The sequence below is a fragment of the Candidatus Limnocylindrales bacterium genome, from assembly GCA_035626395.1.
Taxonomy (GTDB): Bacteria; Desulfobacterota; Binatia; order UBA1149; family CAITLU01; genus DASPNH01.
In genome coordinates, this window is the sequence record DASPNR010000031.1 from 489,762 (window position 1) to 504,888 (window position 15,127).

The 15,127-nt window shown below is 69.1% G+C and carries 16 protein-coding genes; 15 read left to right on the forward strand and 1 reads right to left on the reverse strand.

Annotated elements, in window-relative coordinates:
* Nucleotides 1-33: 33 nt before the first annotated feature.
* The 5 genes from VEC57_13645 (at nt 34) to VEC57_13665 (ending at nt 3,077) form a co-directional block, all read left to right on the forward strand.
* Complete coding sequence (locus VEC57_13645; GenBank protein ID HYC00173.1) at nt 34-894, forward strand: DUF1295 domain-containing protein; 861 nt, start codon at nt 34-36, stop codon at nt 892-894.
* A 118-nt stretch (nt 895-1,012) separates the two neighbouring features.
* A complete protein-coding gene (locus tag VEC57_13650; protein HYC00174.1) occupies nt 1,013-1,429 on the forward strand; it encodes a hypothetical protein in 417 nt (138 codons plus the stop codon).
* 13 nt (nt 1,430-1,442) lie between these two features.
* On the forward strand, nt 1,443-2,048 hold the full coding sequence (locus tag VEC57_13655; GenBank protein ID HYC00175.1) for a glutathione S-transferase family protein: 606 nt from the start codon (nt 1,443-1,445) through the stop codon (nt 2,046-2,048).
* Between the two features lie 80 nt (nt 2,049-2,128).
* Nucleotides 2,129-2,389 carry a DUF4404 family protein gene (locus tag VEC57_13660; protein HYC00176.1) on the forward strand — a complete coding sequence of 87 codons (261 nt, stop codon included), beginning with the start codon at nt 2,129-2,131 and terminating at the stop codon, nt 2,387-2,389.
* A gap of 19 nt (nt 2,390-2,408) precedes the next feature.
* On the forward strand, nt 2,409-3,077 hold the full coding sequence (locus VEC57_13665; GenBank protein ID HYC00177.1) for a DUF4126 domain-containing protein: 669 nt from the start codon (nt 2,409-2,411) through the stop codon (nt 3,075-3,077).
* A gap of 75 nt (nt 3,078-3,152) precedes the next feature.
* Here VEC57_13665 and VEC57_13670 read toward each other — a convergent pair whose 3' ends face one another.
* Entirely contained in the window at nt 3,153-4,211 is a 1,059-nt protein-coding gene (locus tag VEC57_13670) for a ferredoxin--NADP reductase (protein ID HYC00178.1), read from the reverse strand.
* A gap of 116 nt (nt 4,212-4,327) precedes the next feature.
* Between VEC57_13670 and aat the strand changes: the two genes are divergently transcribed.
* The 10 genes from aat (at nt 4,328) to VEC57_13720 (ending at nt 15,115) form a co-directional block, all read left to right on the forward strand.
* Nucleotides 4,328-5,089, forward strand: a complete 762-nt coding sequence (gene aat / locus VEC57_13675; protein HYC00179.1) for a leucyl/phenylalanyl-tRNA--protein transferase — start codon at nt 4,328-4,330, stop codon at nt 5,087-5,089.
* A complete protein-coding gene (locus tag VEC57_13680; GenBank protein ID HYC00180.1) occupies nt 5,086-5,790 on the forward strand; it encodes a 16S rRNA (uracil(1498)-N(3))-methyltransferase in 705 nt (234 codons plus the stop codon). The genes aat and VEC57_13680 overlap by 4 nt, the downstream gene beginning before the upstream one ends.
* Before the next feature lie 43 nt (nt 5,791-5,833).
* On the forward strand, nt 5,834-6,997 hold the full coding sequence (locus VEC57_13685) for a CaiB/BaiF CoA-transferase family protein (protein HYC00181.1): 1,164 nt from the start codon (nt 5,834-5,836) through the stop codon (nt 6,995-6,997).
* A gap of 1 nt (nt 6,998) precedes the next feature.
* A complete protein-coding gene (locus VEC57_13690) occupies nt 6,999-7,919 on the forward strand; it encodes an alpha/beta fold hydrolase (protein ID HYC00182.1) in 921 nt (306 codons plus the stop codon).
* 56 nt (nt 7,920-7,975) lie between these two features.
* Entirely contained in the window at nt 7,976-8,608 is a 633-nt protein-coding gene (locus VEC57_13695; protein ID HYC00183.1) for a CoA pyrophosphatase, read from the forward strand.
* 8 nt (nt 8,609-8,616) lie between these two features.
* On the forward strand, nt 8,617-9,159 hold the full coding sequence (locus VEC57_13700) for an NUDIX hydrolase (protein ID HYC00184.1): 543 nt from the start codon (nt 8,617-8,619) through the stop codon (nt 9,157-9,159).
* A gap of 217 nt (nt 9,160-9,376) precedes the next feature.
* Nucleotides 9,377-10,894: a nitrilase-related carbon-nitrogen hydrolase gene (locus tag VEC57_13705; protein ID HYC00185.1), complete on the forward strand. Its 1,518-nt coding sequence runs from the start codon at nt 9,377-9,379 to the stop codon at nt 10,892-10,894.
* Nucleotides 10,895-10,937: 43 nt separating this feature from the next.
* Nucleotides 10,938-12,632: an NAD+ synthase gene (locus VEC57_13710; GenBank protein HYC00186.1), complete on the forward strand. Its 1,695-nt coding sequence runs from the start codon at nt 10,938-10,940 to the stop codon at nt 12,630-12,632.
* A 92-nt stretch (nt 12,633-12,724) separates the two neighbouring features.
* Entirely contained in the window at nt 12,725-13,582 is an 858-nt protein-coding gene (gene rsmI, locus VEC57_13715; protein HYC00187.1) for a 16S rRNA (cytidine(1402)-2'-O)-methyltransferase, read from the forward strand.
* A 168-nt stretch (nt 13,583-13,750) separates the two neighbouring features.
* Nucleotides 13,751-15,115, forward strand: coding sequence for an SGNH/GDSL hydrolase family protein (locus VEC57_13720; protein ID HYC00188.1), 1,365 nt, complete (start codon nt 13,751-13,753; stop codon nt 15,113-15,115).
* Nucleotides 15,116-15,127 lie beyond the last annotated feature (12 nt).

The window sequence follows — 15,127 nt, forward strand, 5'->3', positions numbered from 1 at the left end:
ACCCGGCCGCGGCCGCAATAGGAAGCGCCGCAGATGAAGCGTGCGACACGCCTGGTCCTGCTCGCCTACGTCGCGGCGCTGATCGTCGCCATCATCGTCGGGCGCGCCCTCTTCCCCGCGCATCCGCTGCTGGTGGCGCTGGGCGCCGACCTCGCGGCCACGCTGGCGATCTTCGCGTTCAGCATGGCCTTCGACAACTCGAGCTTCTACGACCCGTACTGGAGCGTGGCGCCGCTCCCGATGGCGCTGTACTGGGGCTTCAGCTCCACAGCCGCGCACGCCAACGGCGCGCGTCAGGACATCGTGATCATCCTGCTGATGTTCTGGGGCGTGCGGCTGACCTACAACTGGTACCGCGGCTGGCAGGGCCTCGGCCACGAAGACTGGCGCTACGTCGACATGCGCGCTCGCAGCGGGCGAGGCTATCCGGCCGTCAGTCTGCTCGCCATTCATCTGTTCCCCACGCTGATCGTGTTCGCCGGACTGCTGCCGGCGTACGCGGCCATGACCTACCCGCTGCCGCTCGGCTGGATCGACGGGCTCGGCACGGCGATGGCGGCCGGCGCCATCGTCATCGAGACGATGGCGGATGAGCAGCTGCGCAGGTTCCGCGCGGGCGGCGCCGGCGACGGCTCGGCGATCCTTTCGCACGGGCTGTGGAGGTATTCGCGGCATCCGAACTACTTCGGCGAGAACCTCTTCTGGTGGGGACTGGCGCTGCTCGGGATCGGCGCGGGCGCTCCCTGGTGGTGGGCCATCGCCGGCGCCGTCGCCATCACCGTGATGTTCGTGTTCGTCAGCGTGCCGCTGCTCGACCAGCGCATGCGCCGGCGTCCGGGCTACGAAGACCACATGAAGCGCGTCTCCGCGCTGGTGCCGTGGTTCCCGCGCTGACGTCGCCGCGCGTTTCGACCTCGAGGCCATTGCCACGAGCGTGACGGAACATTATCGTCGCCGCGGCGCTGCGTCCCGCACGCAACGCTGAAATCTTGTTCAGGGGGAGACATTTCCAATGCGAATGACGATTGCCGCCGTGGCGGCCACGATGATGATGGCCGGCGCCGCGCTGGCCGGTCCGCCGCCGACCCTTTACGACCACCTCGAGTGCTTCAAGATGCGCGACACGATCAGCTTCGGCGCCACCGTCAACCTCGAACCGTCGTTCAACAACCCGGGAATCGTGCTGCAGGAGGGCTGCCGCCTCGCGGTCAAGAGCAAGGAGATCTGCTTCCCGGTGGCCAAGACCGTGGTGGACAGCGAGGAGCCTACCATTCCGGTGGCCGGACAGGATCTCGCCAACGGCTTCCTGTGCTACTCGGTCAAGTGCCCGTTCGACGGAGTGCCCGATTTCGAGGTCTCCGATCAGTTCGGCACTCGCACCGTCGGACGACTGAAAACGTCCAAGCTCTGCGTTCCCGCCGACTGGTGAGCAGGAGCCGGGCGTGCTGCGCCTCTACGACTTCCTCGATTCCGGCAACGGCTACAAGGTACGTCTTCTGCTGACGCAGCTGGCGATTCCCTACGAGCTGGTCGAGGTCGACATATTGTCGGGACAGACGCGCACGCCCGAGTTTCTCGAAAAGAATGCCAACGGCCGCATTCCGCTGCTGGAGCTGGAGGACGGCCGGCGCCTGGCGGAGTCCAACGCGATCCTCTGCTATCTGGCCGAAGGCACTCCCATGCTGCCGCAGGACCGGTGGCAGCGCGCGCAGGTGCTGCAGTGGATGTTCTTCGAGCAGTACAGCCACGAGCCCAACATCGCCACCTCGCGCTTCCTGTTGCGACACACGGCACCTGAGGATCTGCGCCGCGCGCTGCTGCCGGCCAAGAAGATCGCCGGCGAAGCGGCGCTCGGCGTGATGGAGCGCCATCTGGCGGGGCATGCATGGCTGGTGGGCGAGCGTTACGGCGTTGCCGACATCGCGCTCTACGCCTACACGCACGTGGCCGGCGAGGGCGGCTTCGATCTGGCGCCCTATCCGGCGGTGCGCGCGTGGCTCGACCGCGTGCGCGGCCAGCCCGGCCACAAGCCGATCACCTCGAGGTGATGCGCGCGGCGTGCCTCGCCAAGGCCACCGGCTGTGCTAGTGTGGCCCTGCCGGCAACGAGCGCCGGCAGGGAGAATGGCGTGTCCCATCCAGAGCTCAATGAGCGTCTCCAGGAGCTGCACCGTGAGCTTCACGGCCTGCAGGAGCTCGACGATCCCGAATCCCAGCGCCTGCTTGCCGAGCTCCGGCGCGACATCGAAGCGGTGCTGGCGCGCAGCGAGCACGAAGAAGGTCTTGCCGACCGCCTGAACGACATGGTCGAGCGATTCGAGCGGACCCATCCCACGCTGGCCAGCGCCATGGGCGCCGTGGCCGACCAGCTGGCGCGCATGGGAATCTGATCGCGCGCGTCTAGCCGGCATGGAGCATCTGGCCGAAGTCACTCGAACCATCGCACTGACGATGGGCGTGGCCTGGGCGGCAGGGCTCAACCTCTACGCCGCCATCCTGGTCCTCGGCGTGCTTGGCGCCTCCGGCAGCATGGACCTGCCGGCAGGCCTCGAGATCGTCGCCCATCCGCTCGTGATCTTCGCGGCCGCCCTGATGTACGTCGTCGAGTTCGTTGCCGACAAGGTTCCAGGCGTCGACACCGCCTGGGACGGAATTCACACGTTCGTGCGCATTCCTGCCGGCGCGCTGCTGGCGGCCGAGGCGGTCGGCAACGTCGATCCGGCCGTCTCGATGGCGGCCGCACTGCTCGGCGGCGCGGTCTCGGCCACCACGCACGCAGCCAAGGCCGGCACGCGCGTGCTCGTGAACACCTCGCCCGAGCCCTTCAGCAACGGCATCGTCTCCATCGCCGAGAATGCCGCGGTCTTCGGCGGCCTGTATCTGGCCACCACGTATCCGATCGCGTTCCTGGTGCTGTTCGTCGCGATGTGCGCGTTCGCGGCCTGGTTCCTGCCCAGGCTCTGGCGCGGCGTCGTGACCGCCTTCCGGCGCCTGGGCTCGCTGCTGCGCGGACAAAGGATGGCAACGGCCGGCGCTCCCACGAGCATCGTGGACGAGGATCAGAGGCCTACGGTCTGACGGACCGGTTTCGCGTCGCGGCGCTTTCGGCGGCCGCCGCTGTCGTACGGACGTGGAAGGCGCAGGCAGCTCGGCTCAGTCCGGATATTCGACTTCGCAGTCGTCGGTGTCGGGCACGGACTGGCAGGTGAGGATCCAGCCCTCGCCGATCTCGCCGGCGCTCAGGAAGTCGTTGTGCAGCATGTGCACGCTGCCTTTCTTCAGCCGCGCCATGCAGCAGCCGCAAAAGCCGCTCTCGCACGAAAACGGCGGCTCCATTCCCTGGCGCTTGCAGGCATGGAGCACGGTCTCGCCTTCGCGCACGCCCACCGTGGTCCTGGCGCCGTCGAGAAAAACCTGCACGGGCCGCTCGGCGATGCCTTCGCCGGCGACCTCGCCTTCGTCTTCGAGAGAGGAGAAGCGTTCGATGTGGATGAACTCGGGCGCGACGCCCGCCGCCACCAGGGTCTTCTCCACGGTGTCCATGAACGGCCCGGGGCCGCAGATGTAGAACTCGGCGCCGATGCGATCGGCGATGTAGCGGCGCACCGCGGCGTCGTCGATGAAGCCGTCGCGCACGTCCAGGCGGTGGATCACCTGCAGGCGGTCGGGGTTGCGCGCCGCCAGGTCGTCGAGCTCGCCGCGGAAGATGATGCAGTCTTCGTCGCGGTTGGCGTAGATGAGGCGCAGCGAGCGACGCGTCGTCGCGAGCGCGGTCTTGATGATCGAGATGACCGGCGTGATGCCGCTGCCGCCGGCCAGCAGCACCAGATCGACGTCGCGCGGTCCGAGCACGAACATGCCGCCCGGCGGCAGCACCTTGACGACGTCGCCCTCCTTGAGGTTGTCATTGATCCAGTTGGAGATGCGGCCGTCCGCCACGCGCTTCACCGTCACCTTGTGCTCGGTCTCGGTCACCGGGCAGCTGGCCAGCGAGTAGCAGCGGTAGAGCGTCCGTCCCTGGTAGGGCAGCTGCAGCGTCAGGAACTGTCCGGCCTGGTACGCGAACAGGTCACGCAGCTTAGGCGGGATCTCGAAGACGATCGAGCTGGCGTCCGCGGTCTCGCGCACGATGCGGCGCACGCGCAGGTCGTGGTAGTGATGGCGCGCCTTGGCGGCGTCGTCGCCGCTGCTCGAGGGCTCGTTGGGGCTCATCGCTCGCGAGAAAAATTCGCGGCGGCCGATGCGGCCGCCCGTTTGCGAGCGTTTCTCTACGGGCTCAGACTCGCGAGCACAAATTGCTGCGCCGCACGCCGCCGGCCAAGACCCACGTGCCCGTCTACCGACTCGACAACGCGCTCATCTTCCCTCCACCCGAAGAGGCCGATCCGAGCGGCCTGCTCGCCGTCGGAGGAGATCTCTCGCCCGGACGGCTGCTGCTGGCGTACGCGATGGGGATCTTCCCCTGGTACACCGAGGAAACGCCGCTGCTGTGGTTCTCGCCCGATCCGCGCGGGATCCTGCTCCCCGAGCATCTGCGCGTCAGCCGCTCGCTGCGCAAGCGGCTTCGCCTGCGCAACTACGAGGTCACGCTCGACCGCGACTTCGGCGCCGTGATGCGAGCGTGCGCGACGGTCGAGCGACGCCGCCAGGACGGCACCTGGATCACACCGGAGATGCTCGAGGCCTACGAGAGGCTGCACCGCCTCGGCGTCGCGCACAGCGTGGAGGTGTGGAGCAGTGGCGAGCTGGTGGGCGGGCTGTACGGCGTCTCGCTCGGCAGCGTCTTCTTCGGCGAGTCGATGTTCTCCATCATGACGGATGCCTCCAAGATCGCGCTCGTGTGGCTGACCCGTCAGCTCCAGCGCTGGGGCTTCTCGCTCATCGACTGCCAGATCCGCAACGAGCATCTGCTGAACATGGGCGCCGACGAAGTCGCACGAGAGCGCTTCCTGCAGCTTCTGGCCGGCGCGCTGCAGTCGCCCACGCGCCGCGGCCCGTGGAGCTTTGATGATGATTTCGTGCCGCACGAGGCGCTGCCCTCGTCGGCGCCGGGACAACGGCCGCCGGCGCCGCGCGGGGGAAGCACGTGAACCTGGTCCTGCTCGAGCGCGACGAGCTGTGCCGCAGCCGCGCCGTGCTGCGCGGCCGGCGGCGCGATCACATCGCCGAAGTGCACCGCGGCGAGCCCGGCAGGGTGCTGCGCGTGGGCGTGGTCGGCGGCATGATCGGAACCGGCACGGTCGTGGCCATGGACGCTTCGAGCGTCGAGCTCGACGTGCGTCTGGAGGAGAACCCGCCGCCGCCGCTGCCGTGCACGCTGGTGATGGCGCTGCCGCGTCCGAAGGTGTTGCGGCGCATGCTGCAGGCGGCCGCGGCCTTCGGCATCAAGAACATCGTCCTGTTCGGCGCGTGGCGCGTGGAGAAGTCGTACTGGCAGACGCCGGTGCTGCAGGCCGAGCAGATTCGCCGCGAGCTGCTGTGCGGGCTCGAGCAGGCCCGCGATACGATCCTTCCGGTCGTGACACACAAGCGGCTGTTCCGTCCGTTCGTCGAAGACGAGCTTGCCGCCGTTGCCGCCGGCTCGCGCTGTCTCGTCGCGCACCCCGCAGCCGCAGCCGAGTGTCCGCGCGCCGTGAGCTCGGCGGTTACGCTGGTGATCGGCCCCGAGGGCGGGTTCGTCGAGTTCGAGCTGGAGCTGCTCTCTGCAGCCGGCGCCGAGCTCGTCAGCCTGGGCCCGCGGCCGTTGCGCGTGGAGCAGGCGCTGGCGGCGCTCGTAGGCCGCCTGTTCTGAGCGGCGTGTTGACCTTCGTGCATCCGGCGCTTATGCAGCGCCCATGCAGCGCAGTGGACCTCTGGCCGGTGTGCGCGTGCTCGAAGTCGCCGCAATCGGTCCGGTCCCCTTCGCCGGGATGATCCTTTCGGATCTCGGCGCCGACGTCGTTCGCATCGACCGTACGCGTCCGGATCCGGCGTCGACGTGGAGCGACCCGCGCATGGATGTTCTCGGCCGAGGCCGCCGCTCGCTGGCTCTCGATTTGAAGACCACGCAGGGAGCGGAGGTGCTGCTGCGGCTTGCCGGGAATGCCGATGTGCTGCTCGAAGGCTTCCGCCCCGGCGTCGCCGAGCGGCTCGGCATCGGGCCGGACGCCTGTCTGCAGCGCAATCCGCGCCTGGTCTACGGCCGCATGACGGGATGGGGACAGCAGGGGCCGCTGTCGGCGGCCGCAGGCCACGACATCAATTACATCGCGCTGACCGGCGCCCTGCACGCCGTCGGCGGCGAAGGCGCACCGCCTTCGCCGCCGCTCAACCTCGTCGGCGATTTCGGCGGCGGCGCGCTGTATCTGGTGGTCGGCGTGCTGTCGGCGCTGATCGAGCGACAGCGCTCGGGCAAGGGCGACGTGATCGACGCGGCCATGATCGACGGCGCCGCCTCGCTGATGTCGATCTTCTACGTCATGGAGCAGATCGGCTTCTGGCGCGACGAACGAGCGACCAACTTTCTCGACGGCGGCGCGCACTTCTACGGAACTTACGAGACGTCGGACGGTCGCTATGTCGCCATCGGTGCGATCGAGCCGCGCTTCTACGACGAGCTGCTCGCGCGCCTCGGCATCGACGGCGCCGACCTTCCGGCGCAGCACGATCGCGACGGATGGAAGCAGGCTCGTGCGCGGCTTGCGGCGGTCTTTCGGACCCGCACGCGCGCGCAGTGGTGCGAGCTGCTCGAAGGCACCGACGCCTGCTTCGCTCCGGTCCTGTCCATCGGCGAAGCCGCCACCCATCCGCATCTGCGCGAGCGCGGCACCATCCTCGATGTCGGCGGCGTCCGGCAGCCGGCGCCGGCGCCACGCTTCGCGCGCAGCGCGTGCGAGCGGCCGCAGATCGCGCCGCGCCCCGGTGCCGACACCGCCGCGGTGCTTCGCGAAGGCGGCTTCAGTGCCGGCGAGATCGACGCGCTGCGGTCGGCCGGCGTCATCGGCGGCGAGGCTGTGTGACGTGAGAGCTGCGCGCCTCTTGCTGATCGCGGCGCTGCTCCTCGTGGGCGCGCTCCACGCGCGGGCGGAGCTCGAGCACGTCGAGCTGATGACCGGTGGCGCCGCCGTTACCGATCCCGTCCCCATCGTGGTGGCCATTCACGGCCTCGGCGACAGACCCGAAGCCTTTCAGCTCCTTCTCGATGATCTGGCCGCCAAGGCTCGGCTGATCGTCCCGCGCGCGCCGACTCCCTACGGCACCGACGGCGGCGGCGCCTGGTTCGAGATGCATTCGGGTGACGAGCCGATGACGGCGGCCGTGGCAAAGGCCGCCGAAGAGGTCGCCGCCCTCATTTCTGCCGTGCACGCGAAATACGGCGGGCCGCCGCGCGCCGTCGTCACCGGCTTCTCCCAGGGCGGCATCGTGACGTTCGCGCTGGCCGCGGCGCGGCCCGATCTGGTAGCTGCGGCGGTTCCTGTCGCAGGTTTCCTTCCGATGCCGATGTGGCCGGCACAACGGCCGAAACTGCGACCGTTGCCGCGCGTTCTGGCATTGCACGGCGAGAAGGACCCCGTCGTGCCGATCCAGTCCGCCAAGTGGTCGATCGAAGCGCTGCGCAGCAACGGTTTCGATGTTCAGCTGCGCAGCTATCCCGACCTTGGACACACGATGGCCAGGGAAGTGATCGCCGATCTTCATGAAGCGATCGTGGTGGCGGTGACGGAGCTGACGCCCAAGAAGGAGGAAGCGCCCGCGCAGGCCTCCAGTCCGGGCGTCCCGCAAGCGGCGGGCGCCGATGCATCCGATGCCGATGCGGCGCCGGGCAGCGTCGATCGCGCGGCCGACGGCGAGGTGCCTGCCGCGCCGGCACCACCGACGCCTGCACCGACGGTGCGCGTACCTGCGCCGCAGGCCGCCGAGCCGGCGCAAGCGTCGCCTTAGCCGATGCTGACAGGTTCCCGCTCGACATCGCGTCGTCCGGGGCTATCCTCGGCGACGTGGCGGGCGACGAGTTCCATTTCGATTGTGATCTGCGCCAGCGCGTCCGCACGCACCTCGAGACGTTCGAACGACGCGCCTATCGCCGCTGCGGCCTCAAGCCGGCCGCCGTCGCCGTCACGCTGCTCGCCGATGACCTGATGCGTCCGTGCTTCGTGCTCACCCGCCGCGCCGCGCGGCTTCGCACGCACAGCCGGCAATGGGCGCTTCCGGGCGGACGGCTCGATGCCGGCGAGAGCGCCGAGCAGGCTGCGGTGCGCGAGCTGGCCGAAGAAGTCGGGCTCGAGCTCGGGACCGATCGCGTGCTCGGTCTGCTCGACGACTACCCGACGCGCTCTGGCTACGTGATCACGCCGGTGGTCATCTGGGCACCGCGCAGCGCGGCGTTGCGGCCCAATCCGTGCGAAGTGGCCGAGGTGTATCGCGTACCGCTGGCCGAGCTCGAGCATCCGGACGTTCCGCAGGTGCGGCGAATTCCCGAAAGCATCCGGCCGGTCATCTCCATTCCGCTCATGGGCACCAACATCCACGCGCCGACGGCGGCCGTGCTGTATCAGCTGCGCGAGGTCGCGGTGTGGGGACGCAATACGCGCGTGGCCCACTTCGAGCAGCCGGTCTTCGCCTGGAGCTGAGAGCGCGCATGCATCGGCGGCCGCTGCTCGCGCTGCTGGCGCGATACGTTCCATCCGGCGGCGACGACCGCGAGGCGCGCGACCGCATCGCCGCTTTCGTCGAGGCGCACGCCGACTGCTTCGAGCGCTCGCTCCTGATCGGACACGTCACGGCTTCGGCGTGGATCGTCGACCGCGAGCGCACGCATGCGCTGCTGACGCATCACCGCAAGCTCGGGCGCTGGCTGCAGCTCGGCGGCCACACCGATGGCGATCCCGACGTCCTGCGTTCCGCATGCCGCGAGGCAACCGAGGAGTCGGGTCTGCGGAGCCTGCAAGTGCTCGATGCGGGCCTCTTCGACTGCGACGTGCACCGCATTCCCGCGCGCGGCGACGAGCCGGCGCATGACCATCACGACGTACGCTTCCTGCTGCAGGCCGACATGGCCGAGCCGCTGGTGGTCAGCGAAGAGTCGCACGACCTGAGCTGGGTGCGGCTGGAGGACGTTGCTGCGCTGGAAACCGACGCCTCCGTCCTGCGCATGGTCGAGAAGGTGCGGCGCACGCGTTGAGCGATCCGCACTGTCCTCCCAGGATTCATGTCTGCACGCTCGACCCGGTGGGCATGATGCCGGTGAACGAGGCCCGGCCTTCATCGAGCGAGGAGGGAACGGGTGTGCTCGAGCGATCTTCGCCGCGGCATGCGCGCACTCCCGGCCGATCCCGCGCATCACTCAACCGCGACTCGGCGCGCTGGCAAACGGTCAATGCCCCGCGTACCCTCCGCCGGTGGAAAACGAGAAGAAGGACTCCGAAGATTCGATCCGGCGACCGGCGCGCGGACCGCGCGTAGCGGTCGCGCAGATCTCTCCGACGCTCGGCGACGTTGCCGCGAACCTGGAGCTGCATCGTCAGGCGGCGCAGCGGGCCGTCGATGAGGGCACGCAGCTGATCGTCTTTCCGGAGCTCAGCCTGACCGGCTACCGTCTTCGGGATTCGGTTCCCGACGTTGCCGTCAAGCTGGGCGATTCCACACTCGCCGAGCTCGCGAGCCTGTCTGCCGGCGTCTCGCTGGTGGCCGGTTTCGTCGAGGAGGCGCCCGACCATCTCTTCTACAACTCGGTCGGCTACTTCCAGGGAGGCAAGCTCCTCTCCGTCCATCGCAAAGCCTATCTGCCCACCTACGGCATGTTCGACGAGCAGCGCTACTTCGCGCGCGGCCGGCGACTGGAGGCGTTCGATTCGGCGCACGGACGTGTGGCGATGCTGATCTGCGAGGAGATGCTGCATCCGTCGGCGCCTACGATCGTGGCCTGTGACGGCGCGACGATGATCCTGACGCCGTCGGCCAGCCCCGCACGCGGCGTGACCGGCGAAGGCGAAGCCGACACCAACGCGCGAGCGTGGGAATCGTACAATCGCGTCATCGCGCGCACCTACGGACTGTGGGTCGTCTACTCCAACCGCGTCGGCGTCGAAGACGGCGTGGCGTTCTGGGGCGGCTCCGAGATCATCTCGCCGGCGGGCGAGACCATCGTCAAAGCCGCCTATTACGATGCCGATTATGCCAGCGCCGTCCTGGCCGAGGACGCGGTGCGACGACGGCGCATCGTCAGCCCCATCGTGCGCGACGAGGACCTCGATCTGACCATCAACGAGCTGTCGCGGATTCGTGGTCGCGCGGTCGAGCGCGAGCAGAGGGACCGGCGTGGCGGTGAGCAGCGTGGCGGAGAGCAGCGCGGCGGCGAGCAGCGCGGGGACCGCCAGCCGTTTCGAGGGCGCGACGACCGCCAGCGCGGCCGCGACCGGCGGCCGTTCGATCGCGGTGGCGAGCAGCGGCAGTTCGACCGGGATGACGACGACAACCGCGGCAACCGCGTCGAGGACGACGACAATCGCGGCAATCGGCGCTTCGACGACAACCGTGGCTTCGGCGGCGGGCGCGGCGACCGCTTCGGCAAGAAGCCGTTCGGCAACAAGTTCGGCGGAGGCGGCGGCCGCTTCGGCGGCAACAAGCGTTTCGGCGATCGCGATGATCGCCGCGGCGGCGACGGCGGCTTCAATCGCCGCGACGATGCCGGCCCTCCGCGCGGACGCTTCGGTGCACCACGCGGACGCGACGATCGCGGGTTCGGCGGCGGCCGCGACGACCGCAACATCGGCGGCGGGCGCGAAGGCGACGATCAGCCGAAGTGGCGCGGGCGCCCGCGCGTGGGAGAAGAGACGCCGCCGCGCGAGCGGCAGCGGCCTGGACAGGATGAGCGGCGTCCGCGGCCCGTGCGCGTCAAGAAAGAGCGTGACGAGTAGGCGGCGCGCCGTCCTTCGCGATCAGACTCAGGAGTAGCTCCCGGTGCCGCCCGCAAAGAAAGACAAATCCGCAACGAGCGCTCGCAAGAAGGCGTCGGCCGCGGCCAAGAAGCCGGCGACCTCCAAGTCCGCCCACGGTGCGAAACCGGCCTCGAAGAAGGCGCAGCCGAAAGCCGCCCCGGCCAGGAAGAAGAGCGCGCACACGGCGAAGGAGCCGGCCAAGGCGGCCGGCAAGAAGGCCGGCAAGAGCGCGCCGCAGAAGAAGGCGGCGGCCAAACCCGCCAGGAAGCCGGCGGCGGGCGCAGCGAAGAAGAGGTCGCGCGTTTCCGAGCCCGCCATCGAAGCGATCGCAGGCGGCGCCGACTCGGCCGAAGAGACCCTTCAGGCTGCGGAGCGTCACGTCGGTACGCAGCCGAGCAAGCAGGATCACGAATCCAGCTACGGCGACGCCGGCCTCGCCGACGCCGCCGGCGACGAGAACGCCCACCTGGACGACGAGGCGCCTGAGGACATCGAGCGCACCGGCGATGCGGATGAGGCGGGCGAGTTGGACGACGAGGATTTCGACGTCGAGGACGATGATGCCGGGCTCGCTGCCGGCAATGCCGCGCCGGCCGATGCCGCGCCGGATGATGACGAGTTGGGCGATGCCGAGCCGGACGACGACGAGTTCGATGACGACGAGCTGGATGACGACGAGCTGGATGATGACGAGCTGGATGATGACGATACCGAGCTCGACGACGACGACCTCACAAACGACACGGACGTCGCCGACGAAGACGAGGGAGACGAAGCGACCGGGACCGGCGTAGCTCCCGCCAAGGAGCTCGGCTTCGTCGCCGTCACCGCACCCGCCGCAACCACGCCGGAAGGCGATGGCATACCGAAGACGGAAGAGCCGCTCGCACAGCTCGCGAAGTTTCCATCCACCAACTACGCCGTCGTCGAAAAGATTCTCGTCGGCTTCCTCGCAAGCGAAGTGCGGAAGGTGGGGCTGTCCCGCGCCGTGCTCGGGCTTTCCGGCGGCGTCGATTCGGCCGTTTCTGCGGCCATCGCCGCGCGTGCACTCGGCGGCGAGAACGTGCTCGGCGTGATGATGCCGTATCAGACGTCCAGTCCAGAAAGCGTGGCCGACGCGCTGGCGGTTGCCGCTTCGCTCGGCATCGAGACCATGACGGTGGAGATCACGGCGCAGGTGGACGCGTATTTCGAGCGCTTCCCCGACGCGAGCCGGCTGCGCCGCGGCAACAAGATGGCGCGCGAGCGCATGACGATCCTCTACGACCATTCGGCCGCCCGCTCGGCGCTGGTGGTGGGCACGTCCAACAAGACCGAGCTGCTGCTCGGCTACGGCACGCTTTACGGCGACATGGCCTCGGCGCTCAATCCCATCGGCGATCTCTACAAGACGCAGGTATGGGGCCTGGCCCGCCATCTGGCCTTGCCGCCGGCCGTCATCGAGAAGGCTCCGACGGCCGATCTTTGGAGCGGACAGACCGACGAGAACGAGCTCGGCTTCAGCTACCATGAAGTGGATCGGCTGCTGTACTGGATGATCGACGAGCGCTGCAGCTTCGGCGAGCTCGAAGCGATGGGTTTCGAGCGCGAGTTCATCGAGCGCATCGCGCGCATGGTGCGGCGCTCGCAGTTCAAGCGCCGGCTCCCGATCATCGCGAAGATCTCGGCGCGCACCGTCGACCCCGACTTCCGATACTCGCGCGACCTGGGTCTGTGACGGCGCCGGCCGGCACCCGTTGCCGGCGGCCGCGACCGTGCCGAGCTTCGCTTGCCTCGCCGGCACCGCCCTCGCATGGATTGGCCTGACGCATGCCAGGAAAGCTCTACGTCGTCGCCACGCCCATCGGCAACATGGCCGACCTCAGCCCTCGTGCGGCCGGAGTGCTGCGGGAGGTCGACATCATCGCCGCCGAGGACACGCGCGTGACGGGGCGGCTTCTCGAGCGCATGCAGGCGCCGGCAAGCACCGTTGGCCCCGAGGCGAGGAGCCAGCGCATGCTCAGCTATCGGGAGGAGACCGAGCGCAAGCTCGCTCCGGCCCTGGTCGCGCGCATGCAGAAGGGCGAGAGCGTGGCGCTGGTGTCGGACGCCGGGACGCCCGGTGTGTCCGATCCCGGATACCGCCTGGTGAGCGCGGCTGCTGCCGCGGGCATCGAGGTGGTGGCCGTGCCGGGACCGTCGGCGGTCGTGGCGCTCCTTTCGATCAGCGGCCTTCCCACCGACCGTTTCAGCTACGAAGGGTTCCCGCCCGCCAAGGCGTCGGCGCGCCGCCGCCTGTTCGAGAGCCTGCGCGGTGCGGGGCGCACGGTGGTGTTCTACGAGTCGCCGCGGCGCGTGAAGGCGTTTCTCGAAGAGCTGGCCGCGACGCTGGACGATCCGGTGGTGGCGGTGGGACGCGAGCTCACCAAGATGTACGAGCAGGTGCTGCGCGGCCGCGCCAGCGAGGTCGCCGCGGGCATGGCCGCTGGCGCGCCGCGCGGCGAGTTCACCATCGCCGTGCACGTCGCCGCAGGTGAGCAGGAGCTGTCGGGCGATGCGCTGGAGAGCGAGGTGACGGCGCTGCTCGAGGCAGGCATGCCGGCCAGGGACATCGCGGCGGCGCTGAAGCCGCGCGGCGCGCATCGTCGCGACGTCTACGACGTCATCCGGCGTCTCGAACGAAAGTAGGAGACGGCGCGCGGCGCCGTGCTTGCGCCATCGGCGGAGCGCCGGCCGTTGAGGCCGCTCGCGCGGCCGCTGTCATGCGCGTCGCAGGCGCTCCCGGCGGCAGTCGCGCGCACGAGGTGTTTGCGGCGATTGCCTGCATCGCGTTCCTGCGACAACGTCATCGGATCGATGAAGACCAGGAACGTGAGCAGCGGCCGCGCCGGCGCGGCGCGTGCGCCGAGACGCTGCCGGTACTGCGGCGAGGCGTTTCCCGGCCGCGCCCCGGTCTGCCCTTCGTGCGGCGCGTCGCGCATCAGGCCGATCAAGCGCGCGTCCTTTGCCGCAGCGGCCTTCGTGATGGCGGTGGCGGCGATCGAGCTCGCGCTGCGTGCCTACTTCGCCATCCTGCTCGGGCCGAGCCTGTTCTGGTACGGCACCAGCTTTCACCGCATGAACGTGCGAGAGCCCGCCGAGCATTCGCCGCTGGTGCGCAGCCTGTATCAGCGCCGCCTGCGCGGCATCGACGACGAGCACCACAACGTCCGCCAGCACGAGTTCGTCGCCGGCAGCTACACCAAGTACTTTCCCAACGAGAAGCGCTTCACCTACGATGCCGACACCGGCGAGGTCTATCCGGTCACGATCAACAGCCGCGGTCTGCGCGGCGCCGAGCCGGCCGTCCCCAAAGCCCCGGGAACGTTGCGTGTCGTCACGCTCGGGGCATCGTCGACGTTCGGCTATCACGACCCGGACGACGGCACGTACCCGGCAATCCTCGAGCGCATCCTCAACGAGCGGTGCACGCACGGGCAACGCTTCGAGGTCATCAACCTCGGGATTCCGCACCTGACCTCGGATCAGATCGTCTCGCTGTTCACCGCCGAAGGGCTTCCGCTGCGGCCCGACGTCGTCACCTTCTACGAAGGCATCAACGACAGTTCCGAGACCGGCCAGGCGGCATCGCCGGTGGGCGACAAGCCGAAGAAGCCGCTCAAGGCGCTCGAGCACTGGGCACGCGACCGGCTGGTCCTCGTGTTCCTGGTCGACGAGCTCCTCTCACTGCGCAAGCAGCGTTTCGATGCGGCGCAGGTCGAAGCGGCCGCGCAGGGCACGCCCGAACGATTCGTCGCCAATCTGGCGCGGCTGCATGAGGAATGCGCGCGACGCGGGATCCTGTTCGTCTACGCGAAGCAGCAGGCCCGTTCGCTGCTGATCCCGCGCGAGCAGATCAGGGGCGTCACCTACGCTGCCGAGCTCGAGCGCGTTCGCGAGAAGCTAGCGAGGGAAGGCCGCGTGTCGCGGACGGAGATGAACTTCCTGGTCCACGAGCGCGTCGTCTCGGCCGGCGAGCGATGGGCGCGCGAGGCCGGCGTTCCCATCGTCGACGTGATCGCCGCGCTCGATCAGGACCGCGACGTGCTGGTCAGCTGGGTGCACCTCAATCCGCGCGGCAACTCCATGGTCGCCGACGCCTACTCCCGCGTCATCCTCGAGCACACCTGCCCGTCGGGCACCGAAGCCTCGCTAGGCAGCCGGACGACGCACGGCGGCTGAGACCGCCGACCC